The 26,381-nt window shown below is 66.3% G+C and carries 29 protein-coding genes; 10 read left to right on the forward strand and 19 right to left on the reverse strand.

Annotated elements, in window-relative coordinates; translation table 11 throughout:
* Window positions 1-5: 5 nt before the first annotated feature.
* Genes fliN through fliF form a run of 3 tightly spaced genes read right to left on the reverse strand, consistent with a single transcriptional unit; the run spans window position 6 to window position 2,749 of the window.
* Window positions 6-386: a flagellar motor switch protein FliN gene (fliN, locus tag QO033_RS03370; RefSeq protein ID WP_284479518.1), complete on the reverse strand. Its 381-nt coding sequence runs from the start codon at window positions 384-386 to the stop codon at window positions 6-8.
* Window positions 387-1,061: a FliH/SctL family protein gene (locus tag QO033_RS03375; RefSeq protein WP_284479519.1), complete on the reverse strand. Its 675-nt coding sequence runs from the start codon at window positions 1,059-1,061 to the stop codon at window positions 387-389.
* Complete coding sequence (gene fliF, locus QO033_RS03380; protein ID WP_284479520.1) at window positions 1,058-2,749, reverse strand: flagellar basal-body MS-ring/collar protein FliF; 1,692 nt, start codon at window positions 2,747-2,749, stop codon at window positions 1,058-1,060. Before fliF ends, QO033_RS03375 begins: the two co-directional genes overlap by 4 nt.
* A gap of 127 nt (window positions 2,750-2,876) precedes the next feature.
* Between fliF and QO033_RS03385 the strand changes: the two genes are divergently transcribed.
* The 4 genes from QO033_RS03385 to QO033_RS03400 are packed head-to-tail and all read left to right on the forward strand — an operon-like array spanning window position 2,877 to window position 5,495.
* Window positions 2,877-3,500, forward strand: a complete 624-nt coding sequence (locus QO033_RS03385; RefSeq protein ID WP_284479521.1) for a flagellar basal body-associated FliL family protein — start codon at window positions 2,877-2,879, stop codon at window positions 3,498-3,500.
* Between the two features lie 9 nt (window positions 3,501-3,509).
* A complete protein-coding gene (locus QO033_RS03390; RefSeq protein WP_284479522.1) occupies window positions 3,510-4,463 on the forward strand; it encodes a flagellar motor switch protein FliM in 954 nt (317 codons plus the stop codon).
* Window positions 4,444-4,830: a flagellar motor switch protein gene (locus QO033_RS03395; RefSeq protein ID WP_284479523.1), complete on the forward strand. Its 387-nt coding sequence runs from the start codon at window positions 4,444-4,446 to the stop codon at window positions 4,828-4,830. The genes QO033_RS03390 and QO033_RS03395 overlap by 20 nt, the downstream gene beginning before the upstream one ends.
* A 2-nt stretch (window positions 4,831-4,832) precedes the next feature.
* Window positions 4,833-5,495 carry a MotE family protein gene (locus tag QO033_RS03400; RefSeq protein ID WP_284479524.1) on the forward strand — a complete coding sequence of 221 codons (663 nt, stop codon included), beginning with the start codon at window positions 4,833-4,835 and terminating at the stop codon, window positions 5,493-5,495.
* Window positions 5,496-5,602: 107 nt separating this feature from the next.
* Here QO033_RS03400 and flhB read toward each other — a convergent pair whose 3' ends face one another.
* The 8 genes from flhB to QO033_RS03440 are packed head-to-tail and all read right to left on the reverse strand — an operon-like array spanning window position 5,603 to window position 11,890.
* Complete coding sequence (gene flhB, locus QO033_RS03405) at window positions 5,603-6,730, reverse strand: flagellar type III secretion system protein FlhB (RefSeq protein WP_284479525.1); 1,128 nt, start codon at window positions 6,728-6,730, stop codon at window positions 5,603-5,605.
* 3 nt (window positions 6,731-6,733) lie between these two features.
* Window positions 6,734-7,489 carry a flagellar biosynthetic protein FliR gene (locus tag QO033_RS03410; RefSeq protein WP_284479526.1) on the reverse strand — a complete coding sequence of 252 codons (756 nt, stop codon included), beginning with the start codon at window positions 7,487-7,489 and terminating at the stop codon, window positions 6,734-6,736.
* A gap of 1 nt (window position 7,490) precedes the next feature.
* Entirely contained in the window at window positions 7,491-9,590 is a 2,100-nt protein-coding gene (gene flhA / locus QO033_RS03415; protein WP_284479527.1) for a flagellar biosynthesis protein FlhA, read from the reverse strand.
* Between the two features lie 7 nt (window positions 9,591-9,597).
* Entirely contained in the window at window positions 9,598-10,407 is an 810-nt protein-coding gene (locus QO033_RS03420; protein ID WP_284479528.1) for a lytic transglycosylase domain-containing protein, read from the reverse strand.
* Window positions 10,408-10,435: 28 nt separating this feature from the next.
* Window positions 10,436-10,705 carry a flagellar biosynthetic protein FliQ gene (locus QO033_RS03425; RefSeq protein WP_284479529.1) on the reverse strand — a complete coding sequence of 90 codons (270 nt, stop codon included), beginning with the start codon at window positions 10,703-10,705 and terminating at the stop codon, window positions 10,436-10,438.
* A gap of 51 nt (window positions 10,706-10,756) precedes the next feature.
* On the reverse strand, window positions 10,757-11,077 hold the full coding sequence (locus QO033_RS03430; protein WP_284479530.1) for a flagellar hook-basal body complex protein FliE: 321 nt from the start codon (window positions 11,075-11,077) through the stop codon (window positions 10,757-10,759).
* A gap of 37 nt (window positions 11,078-11,114) precedes the next feature.
* Window positions 11,115-11,525: a flagellar basal body rod protein FlgC gene (gene flgC / locus QO033_RS03435; RefSeq protein ID WP_284479531.1), complete on the reverse strand. Its 411-nt coding sequence runs from the start codon at window positions 11,523-11,525 to the stop codon at window positions 11,115-11,117.
* A gap of 11 nt (window positions 11,526-11,536) precedes the next feature.
* The gene (locus QO033_RS03440) at window positions 11,537-11,890 is read right to left on the reverse strand and encodes a flagellar basal body rod protein (protein ID WP_284479532.1); all 354 of its coding nucleotides are present in this window, start codon (window positions 11,888-11,890) and stop codon (window positions 11,537-11,539) included.
* A gap of 66 nt (window positions 11,891-11,956) precedes the next feature.
* On the opposite strand from QO033_RS03440, the gene QO033_RS03445 reads away from it, so the two are divergent.
* Window positions 11,957-13,381, forward strand: coding sequence for a FliI/YscN family ATPase (locus QO033_RS03445; protein WP_284479533.1), 1,425 nt, complete (start codon window positions 11,957-11,959; stop codon window positions 13,379-13,381).
* A 58-nt stretch (window positions 13,382-13,439) separates the two neighbouring features.
* Here QO033_RS03445 and QO033_RS03450 read toward each other — a convergent pair whose 3' ends face one another.
* From QO033_RS03450 to QO033_RS03465, 4 genes are all read right to left on the reverse strand, one after another.
* On the reverse strand, window positions 13,440-14,261 hold the full coding sequence (locus QO033_RS03450; RefSeq protein WP_284479534.1) for a flagellin N-terminal helical domain-containing protein: 822 nt from the start codon (window positions 14,259-14,261) through the stop codon (window positions 13,440-13,442).
* 165 nt (window positions 14,262-14,426) lie between these two features.
* Window positions 14,427-14,924 (reverse strand): flagellar biosynthesis protein FlgI, encoded by a 498-nt coding sequence (locus QO033_RS03455; RefSeq protein WP_284479535.1) that lies wholly within the window; start codon window positions 14,922-14,924, stop codon window positions 14,427-14,429.
* A gap of 10 nt (window positions 14,925-14,934) precedes the next feature.
* The gene (locus tag QO033_RS03460) at window positions 14,935-15,237 is read right to left on the reverse strand and encodes a rod-binding protein (RefSeq protein WP_284479536.1); all 303 of its coding nucleotides are present in this window, start codon (window positions 15,235-15,237) and stop codon (window positions 14,935-14,937) included.
* Complete coding sequence (locus QO033_RS03465) at window positions 15,237-16,313, reverse strand: flagellar basal body P-ring protein FlgI (protein ID WP_284479742.1); 1,077 nt, start codon at window positions 16,311-16,313, stop codon at window positions 15,237-15,239. Before QO033_RS03465 ends, QO033_RS03460 begins: the two co-directional genes overlap by 1 nt.
* Before the next feature lie 249 nt (window positions 16,314-16,562).
* Here QO033_RS03465 and QO033_RS03470 point away from each other — a divergent pair, with 249 nt between their 5' ends.
* Entirely contained in the window at window positions 16,563-17,315 is a 753-nt protein-coding gene (locus tag QO033_RS03470) for a response regulator transcription factor (protein WP_284479537.1), read from the forward strand.
* A 21-nt stretch (window positions 17,316-17,336) separates the two neighbouring features.
* Here QO033_RS03470 and QO033_RS03475 read toward each other — a convergent pair whose 3' ends face one another.
* The 4 genes from QO033_RS03475 to QO033_RS03490 all read right to left on the reverse strand — a co-directional run bounded on the left by QO033_RS03475 (window position 17,337) and on the right by QO033_RS03490 (window position 23,174).
* Window positions 17,337-18,416: a flagellin gene (locus QO033_RS03475; RefSeq protein WP_284479538.1), complete on the reverse strand. Its 1,080-nt coding sequence runs from the start codon at window positions 18,414-18,416 to the stop codon at window positions 17,337-17,339.
* Window positions 18,417-18,426: 10 nt separating this feature from the next.
* Window positions 18,427-19,839 carry a flagellar hook-associated protein FlgK gene (flgK, locus tag QO033_RS03480; RefSeq protein ID WP_284479539.1) on the reverse strand — a complete coding sequence of 471 codons (1,413 nt, stop codon included), beginning with the start codon at window positions 19,837-19,839 and terminating at the stop codon, window positions 18,427-18,429.
* Between the two features lie 27 nt (window positions 19,840-19,866).
* Window positions 19,867-21,168 (reverse strand): flagellar hook protein FlgE, encoded by a 1,302-nt coding sequence (locus QO033_RS03485; RefSeq protein WP_284479540.1) that lies wholly within the window; start codon window positions 21,166-21,168, stop codon window positions 19,867-19,869.
* Between the two features lie 173 nt (window positions 21,169-21,341).
* A complete protein-coding gene (locus tag QO033_RS03490) occupies window positions 21,342-23,174 on the reverse strand; it encodes a hypothetical protein (protein WP_284479541.1) in 1,833 nt (610 codons plus the stop codon).
* A 149-nt stretch (window positions 23,175-23,323) separates the two neighbouring features.
* Between QO033_RS03490 and flgF the strand changes: the two genes are divergently transcribed.
* Genes flgF through flgH form a run of 4 tightly spaced genes read left to right on the forward strand, consistent with a single transcriptional unit; the run spans window position 23,324 to window position 26,381 of the window.
* Window positions 23,324-24,064 carry a flagellar basal-body rod protein FlgF gene (flgF, locus tag QO033_RS03495; RefSeq protein WP_284479542.1) on the forward strand — a complete coding sequence of 247 codons (741 nt, stop codon included), beginning with the start codon at window positions 23,324-23,326 and terminating at the stop codon, window positions 24,062-24,064.
* A gap of 39 nt (window positions 24,065-24,103) precedes the next feature.
* A complete protein-coding gene (flgG, locus tag QO033_RS03500) occupies window positions 24,104-24,889 on the forward strand; it encodes a flagellar basal-body rod protein FlgG (protein WP_284479543.1) in 786 nt (261 codons plus the stop codon).
* Window positions 24,890-24,894: 5 nt separating this feature from the next.
* Window positions 24,895-25,602 carry a flagellar basal body P-ring formation chaperone FlgA gene (flgA, locus tag QO033_RS03505; RefSeq protein ID WP_284479544.1) on the forward strand — a complete coding sequence of 236 codons (708 nt, stop codon included), beginning with the start codon at window positions 24,895-24,897 and terminating at the stop codon, window positions 25,600-25,602.
* A complete protein-coding gene (flgH, locus tag QO033_RS03510; protein ID WP_284479545.1) occupies window positions 25,599-26,381 on the forward strand; it encodes a flagellar basal body L-ring protein FlgH in 783 nt (260 codons plus the stop codon). The genes flgA and flgH overlap by 4 nt, the downstream gene beginning before the upstream one ends.

Genomic DNA, 26,381 nt, shown 5'->3' on the forward strand with positions numbered 1-26,381 from the left:
CGGGCTCAAGCTTCGGGGATGAAGTCTTTGACGATCTCGCGCAGCGCCACGCCGATCCGGTCACCCTGCACCTTGACCAGGTCGCCACGCGCCACCAGCCGGTCGTTGATCATGATGTCGACGGGATCGCCGACCTTGCGGTCAAGCTCGATCACCGACCCCTTGGACAATTCCAGCAGATCGGAGATCGGCATCCGGCTGCGTCCCAGCACCACCCGCACATCCAGCCGCACGTTCAGCAGCGCATCGATGTTGCGCCCGCCCTGCGCCGCGGCGGCGGCGACATCCTTCAGCGTGGCGGAGGTCTCTTCCGTCCCCGGCTGGTCTGCGATTTGGGCGCCGTCCCCGGCCGCGCCGGCGGGGGTCTGGGTTTCGCTGTCCGACATCTATCCGACCTTCTCCTGATCGTGTTTGAGTTTCCCGGCCGCCTCACGCAGCGCATCGAGCACCGCGGCACAGCTGCGATCCAGATTGTAGCTGAGCCCGCCATCGTCCCAGCCGATGCGCGCGGCGCCATCGGGCAGCGCCGGATCGGGACGCAGGTCCAGCTCCGGGGTCGCCCCCTCCTCCGCCCAGGCGGCGATCTCCGGAGCCAGCGCCTCGGCCACCGCCGGCGACAGCCCGATCCGCAGCCGGCGGCTGCCCATGGCCATGCGCAGCCCTTCGCGCAGGCGGCTGCGCGCCAGATCGACGGAGAGGTCCGCCAGCAGTTCCGGCGCGATCCGCTCCGCCATGTCCAGGACCATATCCAGCAGGTCGCGTTCCAGCGCCGCCCGCCCCGCCGCCAGCTCGGCCGAGAGGTCGGTGATCTGCCCCTGCAACGCCTCCAGCGCGGCGGCGGCGCGGGCGCTCTGGCCGGTTTCGGCCTCGGCCCGGGCGGCGGCGGCGCCCTCCTCATGCCCGCGGGTCCAGGCGGTTTCACGCGCCTCCGCCAGCATCTGCTCCACCTCGGCGGCGGAGAAATTGCGCAGACCCTCGGGTTGTTGCGCCGGCATTACCGGTTCGGCCCCCAGCTCCGCGTCCTCGGCATCGAAATCGCGCAGGAACAGCCGCGTCATCATGCGTCGGCCTCACTGACCAGCCAGCCGCGCAGCACGCGCAGGACCTCTTCGGGCTTCTCCTCGGCCAGCGTCTGGATCGCCTCCACCCGCGCCTTGATCAGATTGCCGCGCACGCCCATCGCCTCGATATACTCGTGCGGCCCCTCGTCCTCCTCCGGGTCGAACAGGCTGGTGCGCCCGCCGTCCTCGGCCGGCAGCGCCTCGGCCATATGGGCACCCGCCAGCGCCGGCACCCCGGCATCGCCCTCGCCCTCCGGCCCGGTTAGCGCGGCGGCGCTTTCGCCCTCCGGCAGCTCCGGGGTCTGATGCGGGTTGAGCTGGCGCAGCAGCGGCCGCACCCCCAGCAGCATCACCAGCGCCACGATGATCAGCGCCAGCACACCGCGCAGGATCGGCACGATATTGTCGCGGATCCGCTGCCCCAGCGTCTCGGTCACCGGGTCGCCGACCTCCATCGAGTAGTCCATGAACCGCAGGCTGTCGACCGAGACGCTGTCGCCACGCCCATCGTCGAAGCCGACGGCGGTCTTCACCAGCTCGGTCAGCCGCGCCAGCTCCTGTTCGCTGCGCTCGGAATAGGTCACGTCCGACCCGTCGACGGTGTAGATCCCGTTGACCAGCACCGCCACCGAGATGCGACGGACCTCGCCTGCCTCGCGCACCACCTCGCGGCGGGTATTGCCGATCTCGTATTGCACCGACTCGCCGCTTTTCGACTGACTGGAACTGGCGCCGCCACCCGGCTCTGCCAGCGCGGCGGGAATGTTGTTCTCCACCCCGACATTGCCGCCGCCGTCGCTGCCGGCCTGCTGCTCCGCCCGGCTCTCGGTCGAACGGACCACCTGCTGATCCGGGTTATAGCTCTGCTCGACGATCACCTCACGGGCGGTGGAGAGATCGACGTTGACCTTCACCCGCGCATTGCCGGCACCGACCCGGGCGGTCAGGATGTTCTGGATCTGCTGCGCCAGCCGGTCCTCGATCCCCGCCCGCGCGGTTTGCAGCGTCGCCTGCCCGTCGCCATCGGCAGTCTCGGCCAGGATGGTTTCGCCGCTGGCCGACAACACCGTGACCCGGCCCAGCTCCAGCTCCGCCACCGAGGAGGCGATCAGATTGCGGATCGACACCGCCTGCTTGCGGGTGATGGTCCGCCCCGGCAGCGGCCGCACGATGACCGAGGCGCGCGGCTCGGGCCGTTCGCGCGAAAACGCCTCGCGCTCGGGCAGCACCAGATGCACCCGCGCGCTCTGTACCCCGTCCATGGTCTGGATCGACCGCGCCAGCTCGCCCTCCATCGCGCGCAGCCGGTTCACCTTCTGCATGAAGGAATTCATCGCCAGGCTGCCGCTTTCGTCGAACAGTTCCCAACCCGGGTCGCCCTCTATCGGCAGGCCCGCCTCGGCCAGCACCATCCGGGCCCGCGCCAGATCGTTGCGCGGCACCGCCACGCTGGACCCGTCGTCTGCCATCCGCGTCTCGAAACCGGCACCGGCCAGAGTGGTTTCGATCGAGGTGGCGGCGGAAACCGACAGCTTAGTGTAGAGCGGCGCGAACTCCCGCTGCGACACCGCCGCAAGACCGAGAACCAGCGCCAGGACCACCCCCAGCGCCACGCCGCCCAGGATCATCAGGCGGCGCTGACCCAGCGCCCTGAGATTGTTGATCACGTCCTGCACGCCGAACCTCACCGGGTATGCTTAACTGTTCTTCAAACACGCTATTCTATTTTTGTATCTCAAGTAAATACCACCGGTCTATACTTGCATTAAAAAGAAAAACCGCAGATTATATCCATGCAACCAGAAGAACCCGAGCATGGCGCGACCCACGACCAAGAAACCCAGCGATGCGAGCCCTGACACCGGGGCCAAGACCGCCACCAAGGCCCGCTCTGCCCGGACCTTGCTGATGGCGGCGGCCTTACTGTCGGTGGGCTCCCTCGGTGGCGGGTTCGTTCTGGCGCGCATGGCCTTCCAGCAGGATGCCGCCTCTTATGAGCCCGAGTATCTGCCCGAGAGCGAGGCCACCGCAGAGGCCGGGACCGAGGGCGCCGAACCCGAACATGCCGCGGCAGAGCCCGAGGCCACCGCCGGCCATGGCGGCAACGGCGAGGGTAAGCTCGAAGGCCTGCTGCCCTTCGAAGAGATCGTCACCAATATCAACAGCTTCGATGCCCGCGGCAATCCGACCAAGGCGTTTCTCAAACTGAACCTGGTGCTGGTCTACCGCCCCGAGGCCGGTGCCGCCGATCTGATGGCCTCGCGCCAGCCCTTCATGCGCGATCTCTTTACCGGCTACGCCCGCAGCCTGACCGAAACCGACGTGCGCGGCATGGCCGGAGTACTGACGGTGAAGGCCGAGCTGCTGAAACGCGCCCGCGCCGCGGCCGGCAACGACCTGCCGCAGGAAATCCTGATCAGCGACCTGATCGTGCAGTAAGGGGCCGGCATGAACGCATCTCTCAACCAGGACGCGCGGGACGCCGACGACACCGGCCTGATCGACGAGATCATCCGGATGTCGGATTTCAGCTTCGAACGGCTGCCGATGCTGGACATCATTGGCGAACGGCTGGCCGATTCCATCGCCCTCGCCCTGCCCGACCTGACCGGCACCTTCTGCGAGGCCTCGCTGACCCAGCTCGATTACGTGCCGATGGCGCAGGTCACCGAAACCCTGCCCGATCCGGTGCTGCTGGCGATCTGCGCCTGCCCCGGGCTGCACGGCCAGATCCTCTTCGCGCTGGACAGCGCCCTGGTGCTGACGGCGCTGGAACTGATGCTGGGCGGCAGCGCCCGGCGCGAGGCGCCGCAGACCCCGACCAGCTTCACCGGCATCGAACGCGGCGTCGGCAAGCGTCTGGCCCTGCTCGTCGCCCGCGAGCTGCAGCGCAACATGGCCCAGTTCGGCGAACTTGAGATCGAGCTCGACCGGATCGAAACCGATCCAGATTCCGCCGCCATCGCCCAGCCCGCCAGCCTCTGCGTCCGGCTGCAGATGACCGTCGCGCTCGCCGGTCACACCGGCACGCTGGAGGTGATCTTGCCCTATGACGCGCTGGAACCGATCCGCCCGAAGCTGAGCCGCATCCATTTCGGCGGCCCCGGCGAGGACAACAGCCTGTGGCGCGACCAGCTCGCCAGCCAGATCGAGCGCGCCACCGTCGAACTGGAGGCGGTGTTGACCCAGGTGCAACTGCCGATCCAGCAGATCATGCGCTGGCAGACCGGCGAGACCGTCGATCTCTGGATCGAGGAAGATCACCCCGCCACGGTGATCTGCGCCGACACCCCGATGTTCCGTGCCGCGCTCGGCAAACGCAACAACGGCAATACCGCGATCCGCATCACCGAAGCACTCGACCCCGAAGAGGAGACCCCCAATGGCTGCCATGATCACTGATCTCCTGATCATCCTGCTGCTGATCGGCGGCATCGGCTACGGCATCATGATTTCCCGCCGGGTGCAGCGGCTGATGACCTCGCTGCAGGAACTGGAACCGCTGGTCCGCGCCTTCTCCGAGGCGGTCGACAAATCCGAAACCTCGGTGGCGGCGCTGCGCCAGAACCTCGACGCCCGGCAGGCTGCCACCACCGAGGCCACCCCGGAGGAACCCGCTGCCGCCCCCGACGCCGAACCCGCCTTCGCCTCGCGCCGCCACGCGACAGAGCCCGCCCGGCCGCGGCTGCCCGGGGTGCAGGTGGTGCGCAACAAACAGGACCTGGTGCGCCGCTTCTTCGAAACCTCCCGCACCGAATCGAGGGCCTGATCATGGCGCGCGCATGGGGCGGCAAACTGCTGCTGGGCGGCCTCGCCGTCACCGCTTTCGCCAAGGCGGCAATCTCCTTTCCCACCCTGTCGCTGCCCGCCGAGGAGATGGCCCGCCCCGACCGGATCACCGCCGCCGCCGTCCATGCCGAGGACCAGCCCGCCGCCGAAGACGGCCGGGTGATCCACTCCACCGCGACGCTGGCCGAGGCGCCGGCGCGACCGCAGGTCTGTGAAACGCCGGAGGAAGTGCTGCAATCGCTCAACCGCGAACGCGACCTGATCGCGGCGCAGCGCGCGGATCTGGAAAGCCGCCAGTCCGAACTGTCCCTCGCCCGCGAGAAGCTGGAGATCGAGAAACAGGCGCTGCTGGAGCTCAAGGCCTCGATCGAGGATCTGCTGGCCCGCGCCAAGGCGGCACAGACCGAGGATCTGGACCGGCTGATCGCCTTTTACGAAAACATGAAACCGGCCGAGGCCGCGCGGATCATGGACGATCTGGATATCGAGGTGACGATCCTGGTGCTGGCCCAGATGAAACCGCGTGCCGCGGCGCCGATTTTGGCCAAGATGTCGCCGGTCCGCGCCCGCGCCGTATCGAAGATCATCCTCGAACGCTCGCAGCTGCCCGGCGATCAGGATCTGGTCGGCGTCCGCCTCAAGTAAGCTTCGCCGGACGCCGACCAGATCGGTCTTTTTCTGGCTGAAACTATCCCGGGGGAGAGGCCGCAGGCCGGCCATGGGGGCAGCCCCCCTCCCGCACGTCGTCCCGCTTACTCGGGGGAACGGCGCAGCACCGATCCGGCGGGCGGCGGGCGCGTCCGGTTGCGCTTGAGATCGAAGACGAAGCCGATGATCTCCGCCACCACCTGCCAATGTTCCACCGGCACCATCTGGTCGACCTCGACCTGATCGTAAAGCATCCGCGCCAGCGGCTTATTCTCGATGATCGGCACATCATGCTCGAAGGCGATCTCGCGGATGCGCCGGGCCATCAGATCCGCCCCCTTGGCGACGCAGACCGGCGCCGCATCGCTGCCCTGCTGGTATTTCAGCGCCACCGCGTAATGGGTCGGGTTGGTCAGGATGACGCTGGCGGTCGGCACCGCGGCGGCGATCCGCTGCTGGGCTCGGCGCCGGCGCAACATGGCGCGGCGCCCCTTGATCTGCGGATCGCCCTCGGAATCCTTCAGCTCGTCGCGCACCTCCTGCACCGTCATCATCTGCCGCCGGCGCCACTCGAACCGGTGCCACAGGATGTCCAGCACCGCCACCGGCACCAGAAAGACGGTCGCCGCCAGCAACAGCCGCCGCGCCGCCAGCAGCAGATAGGCCGGCAGGCTCTCCGGCACGAACCCCGGCGCCTCCCAGATCCCCTCCACCGCCCAGAGCGTCACCCAGATCGCCAGGCCGCCGACCACCAGCACCTTGATCAGGCTCTTGACGAATTCCACCAGCGTATTGGCCGAGAACAGCCGTTTCAGCCCCTGCACCGGCGACACTTTCGACAGCTTCGGCTTCACCCGGTCCAGCGCCGCCACCGTCTCGCCCTGGATCAGCACGCCGAAGACGCCGCCGGCCATGATCAGCAGGAACAACGGCGCCAGCACCAGCCCCAGGCTCAGCAGCGCCTCGCGCAACACCAGCCCCAGCGCCGCCAGGCCCGATCGCCCCTCGCCCACCACCACCTGCCCGGCACCGTCGATCAGCGCCGACAGCGCCCCGGCCAGACGCGGCCCCTGCCACGGCAGGATCAGCGCGCTCACCCCGAACAGCGACAGCACCACCATCATGTTGCCGGTCTCGCGCGAAGACGGCACATCGCCCTGTTTGCGCGCGTCGCGCAGCTTCTTCTCGGTCGGCTCCTGTGTCTTCTGGCTCTTGTCCTGATCCTCCGCCATGGCTCAGAACCGCATCAGGCCCAGCCAGTCGGTGAACTGGCCGAGGAAATGGTCGATCATCGCCGGGGTGGCGACCGAAAGCACCAGCAGCCCCGCCGCGATCAGGATCGAGGCGGCGACGAAGAACACCGGCAGCTGCGGCATCATCCGGTTGGCCAGCCCCATCCCCAGATTCAGGATCACCCCCATCACGAAGAAGGGCGCCGCGATCGACATCCCGATATAGAGGCTGTGCCCGCCGGCCCGTACCATCTGCTCGGCCAGATCGCCCGCCATCACCAGGCCGACGGGAAACACGTTGTAGCTGTCCAGCAGCGCCCGCAGGATCAGGTGATGCGCGTCGGAGGCGAAGATCCCCGCCACCGCCCCCAGGATCAGCAGCGTCGCCACCAGCGTCGCCCCCTCGAAAGCGCCAAGCGCCGGACCGAAGGCATTGGCAAGGCCCGAGACCTGACCGACCTGATAGCCGGCGAAATCCATCGCCGCCAGCAGCACCCGGGCACAGAGACCGATCCAGACCCCGATGGTCAGCTCCAGCCCCAGCAGCAGCACCATGGCCACTGGCGTCTCCGGCAGATCCGGCCGCACCGGTGTCGCCGGATAGAGCGCGGCACAGAGCACCAGCGCGAAGATCAGCCGCGCCCGCAGCGGGATCTGCGTCTCGCCAAATCCCGGCATGAACATCAGCGCGCCACCGATCCGCGCCACCACCACGAAATAGCCGAAGATGAGACCGGCGCTATACTCCTCCAGCCCCATGCTAGCCGCCGATCGTCGCCACCGTGCGCAACGACGCCTTGCGGTGCACCTCGTTGTGGGAAATCACCTGGGTGATCGGGCTGACGCGCTCCAGGATCTGGCGCACGTAGGGGCGGACATCCGGGGTCACCAGCAATGCCGGCCACTGATCGCCCTCGGCGAATTTCTGGATTTCCTTCCGTGCCGCCAGAACGAAGTCCTGCACCCGCGCCGGCGACATCAGAAAGGCGTTCTCCTCGCCGCCGGGAGAGACGGCGGTGTTCAGCTCGCGCTCCCACTCCGGGCTCAGCACGATGACCGGGACATAGCCCTTGGCATCGGCCAGCGACTGGCAGATCTGCTTGGCCAGCCGGCCGCGCACATGCTCGACCACGGCGCGCAGGTTCTGGGTGGTGGCGGTCGCCTCGGCCACCGCCTCGATGATCCGCGACAGGTTGCGGATCGACACCCGCTCGGCCAGGAGCGCCTGCAGCACATGCTGCAACAGGACCGAGGGCGACTTGTTCGAGATATCGCCGAGGAGCTTCTGGTATTCCTTGCTCTGCCCGCCGATCAGTTCCTGGGTTGCGGCATAGGTCATGAGCTCCGGCATGTATTCCTTGATCACCTCGGTCAGATGGGTGGTGATCACGCTTTCGGGGTCGACCACGGTCAGCCCGCGCATCTCCGCCTCGGACGCGCGGGCCTGATCGACCCAGACCGCGTTCAGCCCGAAGGTGGGTTCGCGGGTGCGCTCGCCGACCAGATCGCTGTCCTTGCCGCCCGGATCGATCACCATCATCGACCCCGGGCGCACCTCGCCCCGGGCGGTCTCCACCCCCTGCAGCGAGATCGCATAGGTCATCGCCGGCAGCGCGCTGTCGTCCTTGATCCGCACCGGCGGCATGACGAAGCCGAAATCCTTGATGAAGAGGTTGCGCAGGCTCTTCACCTTGCCCGGCAGCGCCGCGTCGGGCGAGGCGATCAGCGGCACCAGCGCGCCGCCCAGATCCAGCCGCAGGTCGTCCAGCTTCAGCGCCTCGGCGATCGGGTCTTCGGCCTTCTTGCTCTTGCCCTCGGCACGGGCGGCGGCGGCCTTGGCGCGATCCTGATCGCGCAGATGGGTCTGCATGATATAACCCAGCACCGCCATCCCCGCCGCCAGGGCGGTGAAGATCAGAAAGGGAAAGCCCGGCAGGAAACCGATCATGAAGGCCAGAACCGCCGCCATGTAGAGCGCCTTGGGAAACCCGCTCAGCTGTTTCAGGATCGCCTCGTTCGCCGCCCCCTGGGTGCCGCCCTTGGTCACCAGAAGCCCGGCGGCCAGCGACACCACCAGCGCCGGGATCTGGGTGACCAGCCCGTCGCCGATGGTCAGCGCGGTGTAATTGCCGGCCGCCTGCATCACGCTCAGCCCGTGGCTGGCGATACCGATCAGGATGCCGCCGACCACGTTGATCAGGGTGATGATCAGCCCGGCCACCGCGTCACCACGGACGAATTTCGACGCCCCGTCCATCGCCCCGAAAAACGCGCTTTCCTCCTCCAGCACCCGGCGACGTTCGCGGGCCTGCTCCTCGTTGATCAGCCCGGCGCCCAGATCGGCGTCGATCGCCATCTGCTTGCCCGGCATCGCATCCAGCGAGAACCGTGCCGCCACCTCGGCGATGCGGGTGGAGCCCTTGGTGATCACCACGAAGTTGATGATTACGAGGATGGCGAAGATCACGATCCCGATGATGAAATCGCCCCCCACGATGAAGCGGGAGAAGCCGGAGATCACCTTGCCTGCGGCCTCCGACCCCTCGTGCCCGCGGCTCAGGATCAGCCGGGTGGAGGAGACGTTGAGCGCCAGTCGCAGCATGGTCACGACCAGCAAGACGGTGGGAAAGGAGTTGAATTCCAGCGGCGTCGGGATCCACAGCGCCACCATCAGGATCAGCACCGCCAGCGACAGCGAGATTGCCAGCCCGAAATCCAGCAGGAAAGGCGGCATCGGCACGAACAGCATGCCGAGGATCAGCACCACGCCAATGGCGAAGCCCACGTCGCGGTTGGCCAGCCCGGTCTGCGCCCAGAGGCCGGAAACCGATTTCGGCACAGTGATGTCCCTAGCGCTCATCCGCCCCTCAATTCACCACTTTGTAATCCGGCAGCACGGCGCGGATCGGATGGCTGGAATAGATCGAAAACCGCTCGCCCCTGCGGCCATCCCCGCCGGCGCTGCCCCAGTAGACCGGCGGCAGCGGCAGCGGCGCCACCGGCTCGGCAGTGGCGGCGACATTGAACATCGCTGCGCCGCGCGCCTGTGCGATCAGCCGGCCCAGGTCGGCCTGAACCGCCGCCTGATTGCGCCGCAGCCCGGTCAGATAGCGGGTCTGATACCCTTCGGTCGCCGAATGATATCGCCCGGCGGCGGCCCACCATGTGCCAGTCTGATCGAAGAGCGACCGCAGATAGCGCGCCGCGTAATCCACATTGGCCTGAGGATCGAAGGCCTCCGCCAGCGAGGTGAAGGCCTCCCCGTGCCAGCGCTGGTTCACCTGCATGCAGCCGACGTCGATCGAGCTCTGGCCGGCGGCCTGCCGCGCCCGGACCCAGGCAATAGCCTCCTGCTTGTTGCGGAAAAACGCGCCCTCGCCCTCGGCATTCACGGTCCAGGGCCAGACGGTCAGCCCCTGCGCCCCGCGCCGGCCTGCCTCCTGCACGCCGATGGCGAGCAAGAGATTGTCTGGAATGCCGTAGCGCGCCTGGGCATCAAGGATCGCGGCAATGCAATCCGCCCCGGTCTCCGCCACTGCCGCGGCCTGCGGCGCGCGTGCCACCGGCTCGGGCTGCGGCGCGGAAGATGTGTAGAACCCCGAAAAGAACTCCGCCCGCGCCGGCAGACCACCCCAGCCCCCGGCCCCGGCGACGATCGCCACCGTCGCCACGCCCATTGCGCCCCTGTGCCGGATACCGGCCACCTCAGACGCCGCCGCTGACGATCAGGTCGAACACCTGGTTCGACAGCCGGGTCAGCATCCCGAAAATGAAGGGCAGCGTCAGCGCCAGCGCCAGAAAGATCGCCACGATCTTCGGCACGAAGGTCAGGGTCATCTCCTGGATCTGGGTCAGCGCCTGCACGAAGGACACGATCAGCCCGACCAGCAGCGCCACCCCCATCACCGGGGCCGAGGCCAGCAGCACGGTATTCAGCGTCAGCCGAATGACCTCATATGTGCTGAGCGTGTCCAAACGTCGACTCTCTCCCGCGGGCCGGGGCGGCACCCGCCCCGATCAATGATGTCAGATCGGCATGTTCATAATGTCTTTGTAGGCATCGACCAGCTTGTCGCGCAGCGCCACCGAAACCCGGACGGTGCTTTCCATCGCCATCGTCGCCTCGACCACCTGCTGCAGCCCGGCCTTTTCGGTCAGGCCGGCGGCGGCGGTGGCATCGCCCAGGCGCACGGTCTGCGCCGCCGAACTGGCGGCGTCGCGGATCATGTCCCCGAAGCTCGGCCCTTCGGCGGGGGCGACGGCGGCGGCGTCGCCGCTCAGCGACTTGGCCTTGCCATAGGCCGCCTCGATGGCCAGTTCGGGACGGATAAAGCTCGCGTCGGTCATGGGTCAGTCCTGTTTCACCGGCATCCAGTCGCCGGACCTATTTCAGAAGATCGATCAACTCGCCGCGCATTTCCTTGGCGTTCTCCAGCATGGTGAGGTTAGCCTCATAGCTGCGCGACGCCTCGCGCATGTTGCTCATCTCGATCAGCGGGTTGACGTTCGGCAGCTTGACATAGCCGTTCTCGTCGGCGCCCGGATGCGCCGGATCGAAGCGCAGCAGGAATTCACCCTGATCGCGGGTGATGTCGCTGACCTGCACCATCGCGGCGCCGGTTGCCTCATCCGTCAGCTCGCCGAAGCTGACCACCTTGCGGCGATAGGGGTCGCCGCCCGGCTCCTGCGAGGTGGTGGCGGAGTTGGCGACGTTTTCCGACACCACCCGCAACCGCTCACCCTGGGCGCGCATGCCGCTGGCGGCAATCTTGACGATCGAAGAAAGCGTATCCATCGGCCCCGTCCTCAGCTGCCGCCGGCCACGGTCAGCACCATCTCATGCGCCTTGCGATAGAGATTGGACGCGAGCCGATACTGGCCGGAGGTATTGGCGGCCTCGAGGATCTGCTCCTCGAGCACGACGGTGTTGCCCGAAATCGTCTCGCCATTCTCACCCTCGACCTCGCGCACCTGCGCCTCTGGCAGGACCGCGACCCCCTCGGTGCTGTCGAGATAGGAGGCGAAGCTCTCCACCTCCCGGGCACGGTAATCCGCGACATCGGCATTGGCGATATTCTCGGACACCGTGCGCTGACGGTCCGACAGCCATTGCAGACGACGCGAGGCCAGCTGAAACAGATTGAGGGACTCGTGATTCATCATGGACTCCGGAACAATTCTTGTCGATGATACCAAACAGTACAAAGATTAACAGGGGTTATTCTTGTGACTACTGTATTTTCCAGTGTGAAACAAAAGATTTCAAACCTGGAAGCCACAAGAATTACAGGACGCGTTCATTCCGTCGTCGGGCTGACGCTGACGGTGGCCGGGCTGCAGCGTGCCGCCGGGCTGGGCCAGCGCTGCCGGGTGCACGGGCTGCACGGGCCGGTGACCGGAGAGATCGTCGGCACCAGCGCCGAAGGGCTGCACCTGCTGCCGTTCGGAACCTGGGACGGGATCACCGTCGGCGACACCGTCGAACTGATCCAGACCGAGGACGGCATCCGCCCCGACGACAGCTGGATCGGCACCGTGATCGACGCGCTGGGGCGACCGCTGTCCCCTGCCCCCGGGTTCCGGCGCGGCGCCCGCCGCGCGCGTGGCCGCAACAGCCCGCCGCCGGCCTATGAACGCCGCCGGGTCGGTGCCAAGCTGGAAACGCGGATCAAATGCGTCGATCTCTTCACCCCGCTTTGCCGCGGCCAGCGGATGGGGGTCTTCGCCGGATCTGGGGTGGGGAAATCCACCCTGATGGCGATGCTGGCGCGCAACACCAATGCCGATGTCATCGTGATCGGCCTGGTCGGCGAACGTGGCCGCGAGGTGCAGGATTTCATCGCCGAAGACCTGGGGCCGGAGGGCATGGCCCGCTCCGTGGTGGTTGTGGCGACCGGGGACGAGGCACCGCTGCTGCGCCGTCAGGCCGCCTGGACCGCCACAGCCGTGGCCGAACATTTCCGCAGCCAGGGCAAACAGGTGCTGCTGATGATGGACAGCGTCACCCGCTTCGCCATGGCGCAGCGCGAGATCGGCCTGTCGAGCGGCGAACCCCCGACCACCCGCGGCTATCCTCCGACGGTGTTTTCCGAATTGCCGCATCTGCTGGAACGCGCCGGCCCCGGCCGGCCTGGCGAAGGCGATATCACCGGCATCTATACCGTGCTGGTCGATGGCGACGACATGAACGAACCCGTCGCCGATGCGGTGCGCGGCATACTCGACGGCCATATCGTGCTGGACCGGCGCATCGCCGAACAGGACCGCTACCCGGCGATCAACGTGCAGAAGTCGATCTCGCGCATGCTGCCCGACTGCCACAGCCCCGAGGAATACGCCATCATGCAGGCCGCCCGCCGGGCGCTGGCCCGCTACGCCGATATGGAAGAGCTGATCCGCGTCGGCGCCTATCGCGCCGGCTCGGACCCGGAAACCGACGCGGCGGCGACATTCTTCCGCAGCGCCAATGCCTTCCTGGCGCAGAGCCGGACCGAAACCCTGGCCGCGGACCAGAGCTTTGCTGAGCTCTACCGCATGTTGCTGGAGGCGGGGATCGAGGTGGCACTGCCCGCCCAGGCGGCGGCACAACCGCCGGCCCCCCGGGGATCGGGCGGCCGGCCCAGGGCGACGACTGGAGGGTATCGCGCCTGAGTACTGGTTCGGAAACCAAAGCGCCGCCAGGGGTTTTACCCCCCGACGGCAAGACCCGTTACTGGAACAGGCTCAGGATGTTTTGCGGCGACTGGTTCGCGATCGACAGCGATTGCGTCGCGAGCTGCTGCTGGACCTGATAGGCCTGCAGACGCGCAGCTTCCTCTTCCATGTTCGCATCGACCATGGCGCTGATGCCCGAATCCAGCGTGTCGGTCAGGGCGGACAGGAAGTCCTGCTGACCTTCCAGCGTGTCTTCGGTCACACCCAGCGAGGTCGCTGCGGTGATCGCATCGGCCAGCGCGCCTTCCGCCGTCGACAGATCGGCGGCCAGGTCGGCCGAGCTCGTCAGGTCGATGCCTTCCAGCGTGGTCTTGATCGCCGACAGGTCCACCGAGTTGAAAGTGATGGTGGTGGTGGCGAAGCTGCCGGTCGAACGGCTGATCCCGGTCACCACGGTCACCGCAGCGGCCGAGGTCACGAGGTCGTCACCGTTGAAGGTCGACTGATCGATGGCGGCACCGATCTGATCGACCAGCGCGTCGAGCTCGGACTGGACGTCTTCCAGATCGATCCCGCTGCCCTGGGCGAAAGCCACACGCTCGGCGAACTGCTCGGCCAGGTCGGAGACGGTCTCGGCCCCAAGACGCGCGGTCGAAACCGAGTTCTTGGTCGAGGTCAGACCTTCGTTGATGGCACTGAACATGCCGCTGTCGCCCGACATCGTTTCCGAGATCGCGAAATAGGCGGCGTTGTCCTTGCCCGAGCTGATCGCCAGACCGCTGGAAACGCGGTTCTGGGTCTCTTCCAGGCCCTTGTTGACTTGGTTCAGCGTCGCCAGAGCGACCATTGCGGAGGAATTGGTGAGAATGGACGACATTTAATGCTCTCCTCAGTTCTCGTTTTTTGTAAGCCCAGTCTTCTGACTGTGATCTGACAGCACCTTGAGGACCGGAGAGACTCCGGCCGTGCTGCTAAGGCGGAAGATAGAGAGAGCCAGGTTAAAGAGCGGTTTAAGTTTCCGCCTTTTCTCCCTGTCAGTGCATCAAAATTCCCGATCGATGCGCAAACGCCCACCGGTGGAATTGCCGATTTTCTGGCCGGATTTCCCGTACAGGCCGCTCAGCCCGTTGCGTTCCGAGGCCTTCTTGAGCTCGCGCACGATGGTGCCGGCGGCGCGCGCCATGCGCTGCAGCAGCGCGCTGTCTTCGCTGACCGCCTTCTGCAGCTGCGCCAGCTGCACCGGCAGACCGCGGGCGCGCACGGCTTCATGCCGCAGAAAGGGCTCGATCAGCGGCATCCGCAGTTCCAGCCACTTCAGCAGCGCCGCCTTGCGGTCGAACAGCTCTCCGACGATCTGCAACCGGCCGGCGCGGATGGCAGCGATCTCCTCGTTCAGCAGGCTGACGGCCTCGCCCACCTTGGCGGAAAACGCGTCGATATTCGCCTCGTCCTCCTCGGTCAGCACCGGCCCGGCGCCATCGGCCTGACTGCGCCGGGCCTCCTGCCGCCGTCCGATCCGGAATTTCCGCCCTTCGCGCATCTGCCGCTCCTCAGTCGCGATAGGCGGCCAGCATCCGCCCGATATTGTCGCTCAGCCCCAGCCCGCCGCGCTCGGCAAGCTGTTCGGCCATCGCCTCCGACAGGAAGGATCGCCAGATCTCCGCCCCCTGCCCGCCGGCGGCGGGGCCATAGTCCACCGTCTTCATCATCTGATCCACGAACTGGCTGATGAAGACCGCTTCGAAGGCCTCGGCGGTTTCCTTTTCCTGCGCACTCAGGGCCGGGGTCTCGTCGCTGCGTTGCTGTGCGATGCCAGCCGCCAGCGCCGGGTTTGGTGCCGCGATATCCGTCATCAGATGATCTCCAGATCGGCGTGCAGGGCGCCGGAGGCCTTGATCGCCTGCAGGATCGAAATGGTCTGCCGGGCACCGACACCGATGGCGTTCAGCCCGTCGACCAGATCCTGCAGGCTGACATCGCCCTCCAGAATGGTGAAGCGGCTCTCGCGCTCCTCCACATCGATATTGGTCTCGGGCACCACCACAGCCGTCCCGCCGATGGAGATCGGATTCGGCTGGCTGACGTTATAGCGCTCGCGGACCCGCACCGTCAGCCCGCCCTGGCTGATCGCCACCTGGCCGATGCGCACGTTGGCGCCGATCACGATCGTGCCGGATTTCTCGTCCACCACCACCCGCGCAGTGCTGTCGGGCTGCACCGTCAGATTCTCGATGGCAGCCATGGTTTCGGCCACATCGCCCTTGCCCGGCACATCGACCTCCACCGTCGCCGGGTCGAGCGCCCGGGCCGCGCCGCCGCCCAGGGTCAGGTTGATCACATCCTCGATCCGCGCGGCGGTGGTGAAATCCGGCATCCTCAGCGAGATCCGGAAGCTGTCGAGCTCCCGCAGCTCGAAATCCACCTCACGCTCGACGATGGCGCCGTTGTCGATCCGGGCGATGGTCGGCACCCCCTCGACCACGCTGGCGGCATTGCCCTGCGCCATGAAGCCGGACACGGCCATCGGCCCCTGCGCCACGGCATAGACCTCTCCGTCAGCCCCGGAGAGCGGCGTCACCAGCAGGGTGCCGCCGCGCAGGCTGGTGGCGTCGCCCAGCGACGAGACCACCACATCGATCGGCGCCCCCCGACGGGCAAAGGGCGGCAGCTTGGCGGTGACCATCACCGCGGCGGTGTTCTTGGTCTTCAGCAGATCGCCGTCCAGATTGCCGACGCCCAGCCGCTCCAGCATGCCCTTGACCGCCTCGCGGGTGAACGGGCTGTTGGCCATCTTGTCGCCGGAGCCATGCAGCCCCACCACCAGCCCGTAGCCGATCAGGTGGTTTTCCCGCACCCCTTCGAAACTGGCGATATCCTTGATCCGCACCTCGGCCCGGGCTGCCGGCGCCGCCAGCGGCAGGGACAGCATCAGCGCCGCGACAAAGCCGCGCGCGCGGCGCCATGCTGCGCCGCCCGTCCCCCGATCCGCTCTGTGAGCCCGTTGTCCGGTCATGACATTACCCCTGGCCGATAGCCACAGACTAACGGTTTGTTTTTGTGAAGTCCATATAAAGCCCAGTCTAAACTTGGACGCTTGGGTATTTTATTGTTGTAACACCCATCTTTCCTTGCTAGCCATTAAGAATAGATATGGATAACGGCGGGAACGGAGGTGTTCATGCGCGCCTATGTTTTCGAACCCCGGGAGAAGCGCCAGAAATCGCTGGCCACCGAGCTTGAGAACGCCGGCATCGAACCCTTTTTCGTCGATGAGGATTTCTTCGAGACCGGGCTCGCCCCGCTGACCCAGCCGGGCGGAGAGGCGCGGCCGATTCTGATCGGAGAATCCCCGGACACCCACGATCAGATCCGGGCGGTGCGCCGGGCCGGATGCACCAATCCGATGATCGTGTTGCGGGACTTCCGCAATTCCCAGGATACCTCGGCAGCCCTTGATCGCGGCGCGGATGACGTCATTGTCAGCCCGATCAAGGGCAGCGAGGTGATGTCGCGCATCAACTCGATCCTGCGTCGGTCGCATGGGCACGCCGCCGAATGCGTCGAGGTCGGAGAGCTGACGGCCTTCTTCGACGGCCGCGATCCCATCGTCTCCGGCGCGCGGATCAAGCTGTCCAAGCGAGAACATTCGATCTTCCAGCATCTGGCGCTGAATTCGAACAAGGTGATTTCCAAGAACGCGATCTATGACGCGGTCTACGGGATGAGCGCGGATCAGCCCTTCGACAAGGTGATCGACGTCTATATCTGCAAGCTGCGCAAGAAGATCGCCGCCGCCGCCAGCAGCGGCGCGCAGTATATCGAGACGGTGCATGGCCGCGGCTACAAGTTGAGCGCGCCGGAGCAGCTGGAACTGCCGGCGCCGGAGGTGCAGGCCGACAGCCGCCAGCCGCCGCTGCAGGCGCGCGCCTGAGCGCGGCCGCCGCGCGCCCGATCAGAGATAATTCAGCAACGACATCTGCGACAGTTTCGCGGTGACCGTATAGCTGGCCTCCAGCTGGTATTGCAGGTTCTCCACCCGCGTCGCGGCCTCATAGGGATCGACGTTCTCATAGGCGGCGATCTGGGTCTGCTGCACCAGCGAGAGATCGCCCAGCCGGGTGCTGGCATTCTCCACCACCTGCTGGTTGAAGCCGATGTCGGCAGAGGCACCCAGCGCGCCCTCGACCCCATTGCCCAGTGCGGTATTCGCCGCCTCCATCCAGGCCTTGTAGGTCGCGTCGTCCTCGATGGTGGAGACATCGACCACCGCCAGCATCGCCAGCCCCTTCAGGATATCGCGAAAGCCCTGATCGTTGGCCTGCACGCCGTATTCCAGCGACTGATCCGCATCCAGCCGGGCGGTGACCCGCGCCGAGGGCGTGCCATCCGCGGCCTGCGCCGGCGTGCCGTTGAAGAACACCCCTTCGAAATTCTCCGACGCATCCGCATTGGCGGAGTCGAAGAAGGCGTCGAAACGGGCGATCATGTCTTCCGCCTCGGCCAGGGTGGCAGGCCCGCTGCCGACGATCCCGGACAACAGCTGTGCCGGCGAGGTGCCCGTCTCGGTATCGATCTCGTCCCAGCGGCTGAGCGGCTGGGCGTCGCTGTCGATGCCGGAGAACAGGTAATCGCCGTTGAAGCTGATGTTGAGCGAGGCGATGATGCTTTCCAGCGCGGCTTCGGCCTCCTCGTTCAGCGCGCTGACCCCGGTGGTCCCGCGCGAGGCGTTGACGATCGAGGTCTGCAGCACGCTGTCGGCGCTCTCCCGCGCGGCATCGACCGAGGTCAGCATCGCCTGCAGCTTGCTGTCGAGGATATCGTTCGAGGTCAGATAGGCCTGGGTATTGGCCTCCCGCGCGCGCAGGGTCAGATCCAGCGCCGCGCTGGCGCCCAGATCGGCGAAGATATCGGCCTTCACCCCGGTGGACAGCTCCTGACCGGCGGTCTGCAACAGCTTGGTGGCACTGGCCACATAGCTGCGGTTGGCGGTATTGAGCTGCAGGGACGATACCCGGCTGATGTTCCAGCTCATGTCAGTCTCCTCAGACGGCGGCCAGCAGCGTGTCGAGCATCTCGGCCACGGCTGTCAGCATCTTGGAATTGGCGGCATAGCTCTGCTCGATCAGGAGCAGCTTCTGCAGCTCGTCATCGATATTGACGCCCTCGACGCTCTCGCGCGAGGCGGCCACCAGCTCTGCGGCGGAACTCGCCGCGCTGTAACTGTTCTCGGCGCGGGTGCTTTCCGACGCCTGTGCACTGACCAGTTCCGAAGCGAAATCGGCCAGCGAAATGGAGGCGCTCAGCCCCGTGGCGGGATCGGCATCCACCTTGGTATCGAACACATCGATGAACCTCTGGATCTGGGTCGCATCGGCCGCGGCCCCTTCCGAGGTCACCCCCATGCCATCGCGGATCCGCCAGATCTCCGCATCGCCGTCGTGCGAAACCTTGCTGTTCACCGTCAGCCGGCTGGCCAGCCCGTCCAGCGCGTCGGGATCGTAGGCCGCCCCGTTGTCGGTGAAGAGCCCGGCCTCCCCTGCCGCGAGCGATGTGTCCGAGCTTTCGAACGCCTGTATCAGCGCCCGGGCGTATTCGTCGAGCTGCAGCTGGAACTGCGGCAGAATCTCATTGGTCAGTTCGGCGAAACCGACCAGGCTGCCTTCCTCGATCCCGCGCACACCGTCCTTGTTCGGGGTGATCTCGACCTCACCGGCGAAGAAGGTGCCCTCGCCCGCGTTATAGCTCACGTCCTGCACCTGGGTGCCTTCCAGCAGCGCGGCGCCGCCGGTGGTATAGACGCTGACCGTGCTGTCGGAGTTATAACTGATCCGCACGCCGACGATGCCGGAGACCTGGTCCAGCAGCGCGTCCATCTGGTCGGCCACCTCTGCCGCCGCCAGGGTGCCGGCCGGCATGCTGCCCATCTGGCTGTTCAGATCAGCCAGATCGTAGAGCGCCTGATTGAGGTCGGAGACCTCATAGCGGATTTCCATCTCCACGTCCGAGCGCACCTCGGAAAGGGTGCCGCTGAGATCGCGGATCGAGGTCGCCAGATCCTCGGCGGCATAGACCGCCGCCGACTGCGCCTCGGTCGAGGACGGCATGTTCACCAGCGTCGTCAGCGCGGTGTTGAAATCGGAAAACTTGTCCGACACCGAAAGCCCGTCACCGGGCTGGCCCAGATACACGGTGTAATCGTCCAGCGCCTCGTAGATCGCCTGCTGATGTGCCATCTTGGCGCTCTCGGCGCGCGACATGCGGATCAGCGCGCTGTCGACCTCACGCTGGACCGCCGCCACCGATGAGGCACCACCATGGGTGGTGATCAGCACCGCCTCGCGGCGGACGTAGTCCTCCGACATCGCGTTGGCGATGTTCTCCGACACGACCTGAGTCTGGAACTGCGCCGTCGCCAACCCGCTGGAGGCAACATTCAACGCCCTGGAAAGGCTCATCTTCTATCCCCTGAACGCTGAGGTGGATCAGCGTTTCAGCTGCGTGGTCTCATCCATCATCTCATCGACGGTGGTGATGATCTTGGCATTGGTCGAGAACGATCGCTGCGCCTTGATCAGCTCGGTCATTTCCTCGGCGATATCGACGTTGGAGGCCTCCAGCGCGAAGGAGGTGACCGCGCCGGTGGCACCGGTATCGGCCTCAAGCGCGATGAAGTTGCCGGTATCCTTGGTCAGCGCATAGGCGTTGCCCTGCACCTCTTTCAGCCCGTTCGGGTTGGCAACGGTCCCCACCGGGATCTGATAGAGCGCGCGGCGCTGGCCGTTGTCGAAGACGCCGTAGAGCGTGCCGTCCTCGTCGATCTCGGTACTGGTCAACTCGCCGACGCTGGAGCCGTCGCGATCGAAGGATTGCGAGAAATCGCCGGAGAACTGGGTCAGGCCATCGAAGGTATCCGGCGCCCCGAAGTTGACCGACAGGGTCTGCGGTGTCGCCCCGGTGTCGAGCGTCAGCGTCGCCACCCCGGTCGCGGTGTCAAAATCGAAGGCCGAAGGCGCCGTCGCGGCTGAGGTCGCATCGGAATAACCGGCAGGCGATCCGGCCAGTGCCCCGGAATCGTTGTAATCGATGGTCACCGAACCCAGCTCCGCCCCGTCGGCATCGGAGATGGTAACCAGCCATTCGTTCTCGGTGGCGGTCGGCTGCCAGGAGAAGTTCAGCCGCTGCGCCTCGCCCAGAGCAGTGTAATATTCCGACGAAGAGGTGAAGGCCGCGCCCGGATCGGCCAGCCCGGTGTCCTGCGACGGCAGGTTGCCGCCAACGGTGATTTCGGTGGTGGCCTCAGCGGTCAGGGTGATGTCGGCGACGTTGACCGTTTCCATGTTCCCGAAGGTGGTGCGGTCGACATCGGCGAGCTCGCCATTCAGGTCATAGCGGTAGCCGGCCAGATAATAGCCTGCCGCATTGACCAGATTACCGTCTTCGTCGGCCTCGAACGATCCGGCGCGGGTCAGCAGATAGTTGGTCTCGACCGACTCGTCGGGCCGGACCGAAACGATGAAGAACCCCTCGCCCGCGATCGCCAGATCGGTGGAGGAACTGGTGGACAGCAGGCTGCCCGCCTCGCTCACCGTGCTCTGCGCGACCGTGCCCACCGACCGCACGGTGGTATCAGACCCGCCCGAGGCCGAGGTGGTGACATAGGCCGCAAAGCCGCGCTTGTAGCCCACGGTATTCGCGTTGGCGATGTTCTCGGAAATACTGCCAACCGCTTCGGAGTTGGCCTTGAGCCCGCTCACCCCTGTCTGCAATGCACTGGAAATGCTCATCTGACCGCCGCCCACTCTTCTGGTGATTGAGTATTTTGCTTCAGAGATACAGCACCCGGTTTTAAACCCGGTTTAAAAAACTGGAAAAACCGCAATATCTCGGGATTTCGGGGATCGGAGCCTGCAGATATCGGGCATCCCCCAAGGTCTGGTAGCGCCCTGCGCCCCGCCGGTTACAGCCCGGTGTCGCTGATCGTCCCCAGTGCCCGCTCCAGACTGTCGAGACGCTGGGCCGCGCTGTCCTCGCTCAGCGGCGCGATCGGCGCCGGCTGCTCCATCAGGCTCTGGGCAATCTCGATCCAGCTGGCCGAGGCAGTCAGATCGGGGAAAGCCTCGATCACCATCGCCGCCGTCCGCTCGTCGCCGGTCCGGCGCGCCGCCAAAAGCAGATAGGAGGCGTCGCGGGCGCCGAAATCCTGCGGAAAATCGGTCCAGAGGCGGCGGTAAAACTGCACCGCCTCCAGCCAGTTCTCCCCTTGCCACAGCGCCCGGGCGACATTGCGCAAATCCTGTGCGGCCGGCGCCGGCACATGGGTGCGCAGCACCTCGGCCGTCTCGCCCAGCTCCGCCAGAATGCGCGATTTCAGCGCATTGGCCTCCTGCCTCAGCATCGGGTCCGGGCTGCCGTCGATCTGCGTCAGCACCGCACGCGCCTCGGCCAGCTGTCCGCCCCGGGCCAGCGCCCCGGCCAGTTTCAGTTGCAGCCGCGGCGCATGCGCGGCCAACTCCGCGGCCTCCGAAGCCTCGGCGCCCTCTGCCAGCTCCGCGGTCAATGCCAACGCCCGCCGGTATTCCACCGTCGCCAGATCGGTGCCGCCGATCTCCAGCGCGCGATCCGCGAGCACTTCGGTCTGCAGCGCGAAATCGGGGAAGTAGCGATAAAGCGGCACCAGCTGCAGATGCACAGAGAGCCATTTCGCCAGCGGCAGGCGCCCCTCTGCCCCGTCGCCATAGACCGCCGCCAGATCGCCGCGCGCCTGCTCCGCTGCCACCTCTGCCTCCGGCGTGTCCGGGAAATGCAGCATCAGCTTGCCCAGAACCAGCAGCGCGCCGACATTGTCGCCGATCCTGCCATAGACCTCGGCCAGCCGTTGCAGCACCTCCAGCTCGTAGCGGTCGCCACGCCAGGCGTCGGCACCATGTTCCAGCACATCGCGCGCCGCCAGCAGCGCCCCGGTGCCACCATTCTCCAGCGCCATGCCCGCCAGCCCCAGTCGCGCCCGGGCGGCATAGCGATCCCAGCCACGGGCGGCGTCGAAATAGGCCTCCAGCGCCGAGCTCGCCCGCCCGGTCAGTTCCGCCGAGCGGCCACGCAGGAACGCCCCGACCGGCCCGGTGGAGAGATCGGGCAGCTCTGCCACCATCATCAGCATTTCCGCCACCACGGCCTGATCGCCGGCCTCGATCGCCGCCTCCGCCAGACCGGGCAGCAGGGCACGGCGCACCGCCCGCGGCTGCGCCGCCAGCGCCCCGGGCAGGGCGGTGAGATTGTCGCGCAACCGCCCGGCCTCGCCGGCCGCGATCGCCTGCAGCACCTGCCACAGCCCCCGGTCCGGACGCGCCGGATCGCTGAGCGGCGACTCCGCCAGATCGGTCACCGCCTGACCCGACAGCAGATCGGTGGCATCGCGCATCGCCCGCCAGCGGCGCCGGTCCCGCACGCCCTGCGGTTCGACCCCGTCCAGCACCGATCCCGCCTCGTAGAGCATCATCTGCGCCAGAAACATCTCCGCCATATCCAGCAGCACGCCCGGCCGCTCCGGCCCATGCGCGGTGCTGAGCGCATCGATCCGCTGGCTGAGCTGTTCATGGAACCGCTGCTGCGGCCAGCGGGTGAGGTTCAGGACGGTGATGGCGCCCACCCCGGGTTCGGGTCGCGCCGCAAGCGGCGGCATCGCCAGCCCGTCACCCTCGGGCGCGCCCGACGGCCGGGCCGGGCCGGCAACGAGCCCGCCCATCAGCAGGACAACCAGCCCCGCACCCCCCAGTGCCATCGGTTTCTTCATGCACGCCATCAGTTGTTCTTGGCAGTATCCAAATATACCTTGCCTTAATACTTACATTGATGGATAGTCTGCCATAGAAAACCGCGTATTGCACCGATAATCTTTCGGATTTGTTCTTGCCAGAGACGTGTTAGGGGGTTGGCGCGCAGATGGGCAACGGAAATTACGTCTCGCTGTCTCTCGCCACCGCGCTAGAGCGCAGCATGGATCTGGCGGCGCACAACATGGCGAACGCCTCGACCGCCGGCTACAAATCGACCCAGGCGCTGTTTGAATCGATCGAGCCCGAGGGCGGCGACCCCGACATGGCGACCAGCTATGTGCAGGACAACGGCACCTATACCGACATGAGCCAGGGGGCGCTGATCGCCACCGGCAACCCGCTGGACATCGCCCTGACCGGCGAGGGCTGGCTGTCCTATCAGACCGAGGGCGGCGCCACCGCCTATGGCCGCGACGGCCGGCTGACGGTGAATGCCGACGGCCAGCTCGCCACGCTGAGCGGCGCACCGGTGCTGAACCGCGCCGGCAATCCGATCACCCTGCCGCAGGCGCTGGGGCAGCAGATCATCTTCACCCAGGACGGCACGATCACCGACCTCGAAGGCGGGGTACTGGGGCAGATCGGCATCTTCCGCCTGCCCGATGTCAACCAGCTGGTGCCGATGGGCAACGGGCTCTACCTCTCCGGCGAGGACCTGGGCGAAGTCATCCCGGAGACCGATACCCGGCTGTCGCAGGGGTTTATCGAGCAGAGCAACGTCAGGCCGATCCTGGAGATGACCCGGCTGATGGATATCCAGCGCGCCTATGAGCGCGCCTCGAAACTGATGACAGACGAAAACGATCTGACCAAGCAGGCGATCCAACGGCTGGGCAACGTGGTCTGATCCGCGGCCCCCAGGCAGGCGAACAGGAAGGGCAAGACAATGAAAGCACTCGGGATTGCGGCAACGGGGATGCTGGCACAGCAGACCAATGTCGATGTGATCGCCAACAACATCGCCAACGCCAATACCACCGGCTTCAAGAGCGGCCGCGCCGCCTTTCAGGACCTGATCTATCAGTCGGTGCATTCCGAAGGCGCGCTGACCTCGACCGAGGGCACCGCCCGGCCGGTCGGCATGAATGTCGGCCTCGGGGTGCAAAGCGTCGGCGTCGTCCGGCTGAACACCCAGGGCGGCCTGTCGCAGACCGAGAACGAACTGGACATGGCGATCGAGGGCAAGGGGTTCTTCGTGATCAACCGGCCCGACGGCACCCAGGCCTATACCCGCGCCGGCAGCTTCCAGGTCAGCTCGGAAGGGCAGATCGTCACTCTCGACGGCTATGAAATCGATCCGGGCATCACCATCCCCGACAACAGCACCAAGATCGAGATCAACAGCGAAGGCGTGGTGATGGCCTATGTCGACAGTGATCCGGAGCCGGTGGAACTGGGCCAAATGACCATGGCGATCTTCCTGAACGAAGCCGGGATGAAACCGATCGGCAACAACATGCTGGAGGAAACCACCGCCTCGGGCGAGCCGACGCTGACCACCCCGGGAGAGGCCGGGGTCGGGATCATCCGCCAGGGCTATCTGGAGAATTCCAACGTCAACATCATCCAGCAGATCACCGATCTGATCTCGGCCCAGCGGGCCTATGAGATGAACTCCAAGGCGATCGAGACTGCCGACCAGATGCTGTCCACCGCCAACGAGATCAAATAATCCCGATGTCGCGCCCCGCCCTCCTCTGCAGTGTCCTGCGCCCCGGCCGCGCCCGCCGCTGGCTGGCCGCGCTGGCGATGGTCGCCGGGCTGGTTCCCGCCACCCTGCCGGCGGCCGAGATCGCCGATCTGGTGGCCGAACGCGCGACCCGGGAATATGGCAGCGAGATGCCCGCGAAGGGCACTTTCAACGTCCGGATGTCGGCCGATCTGCCGACCGAGGGCGAATTTATCCGCGAATTCTGGATCGATCGCGATACCGGCCAGTTCATCGCCAACGTGGTGCGCGACAGCGGAGAGGTCACCCGCGTCTGGGGCCTGGCGACGCTGACCCTGCCGGTGCCAGTGCCGGTGCGCCGGCTGATGCCGGATACCATCGTGCAGCCCGAAGACGTCGAGATGGTGGAGCTACCCTGGGTCCGCATCAACGCCTTTGCCGTAACCGAACGCGAGGACCTGGTCGGCATGCAGGTGCGCCGGATGCTCAGCCCGGGCCGGCCGGTGCAGCTGCAGTCGGTGATCCCGCCGGTGATCATCTCACGCGGGGAGCGGGTGGTGATCCAGCTCAGCTACGGCGGGCTGCAGCTGTCGGCCAAGGGCCGGGCGATCTCTGACGCGCATCTGGGCCAGGAGGTACGGGTGGTGAACCTCAGCAGCAACAAGACCATCGTGGGCATCGCCCGCGCCGACGGAGTAGTGGAGGCCAGCTTTTGATCCGCCATCGTGACCCCGCCCGCCGCCGGCTGGGCATCGCCGCGCTGAGCGCGCTGCTCGCCCTCTCTGCCTGCGGCCAGTACAGCAAGCACCGCGATCCGCAATTGAGCGGTGTCGTGCTCGACGGCGAAACCATGCCCGAGGTCAACCGCATCAGCGTGCCGATGCCGGATGTCGAACCGGCGATGCCGCCGAAACGGGCCGAAGCTTCCGGGCTCTGGGGAAAGAACACCCGCAGCTTCTTCGGCGACCGGCGGGCGCAGGCGGTGGGCGACCTCTTGACCGTGGTGATCGATATCGACGACCAGGCGCAGCTGAAGAACGCTTCGGAACGCTCCCGCACCGGCGGGCAGACCGCCGCCGACCCGGTGTTCCTGGGCTATGGCGGCCAGATCTCCAAGATCCTGCCCGGTGTCGACGAAAACGACCTGCCCACCGGCGGCAATATCATTGATCTGGATTCCGCCTCCTCCTCGTCCGGCGAAGGCTCGATCAAGCGCAACGAGACCATCGAGCTGCGCGTCGCGGCGATGATCGTCAAGGAACTGCCCAACGGCAATTTCATCATCGGCGGCCGGCAGGAGGTCAAGGTGAACTACGAGCTGCGCGAATTGCGCGTGGCCGGCGTGATCCGCCCGGTCGACATCAACATCGACAACACCATCTCCTACGACCAGATCGCCGAGGCGCGGATCGCCTATGGCGGCCGCGGTCAGCTGAGCCGGGTGCAGCAACCGCGCTACGGCGAGGATATGCTGGACGTGGTCCTGCCCTACTGA

This window comes from Pseudodonghicola flavimaris (assembly GCF_030164425.1).
Classification (GTDB): domain Bacteria; phylum Pseudomonadota; class Alphaproteobacteria; order Rhodobacterales; family Rhodobacteraceae; genus Pseudodonghicola; species Pseudodonghicola flavimaris.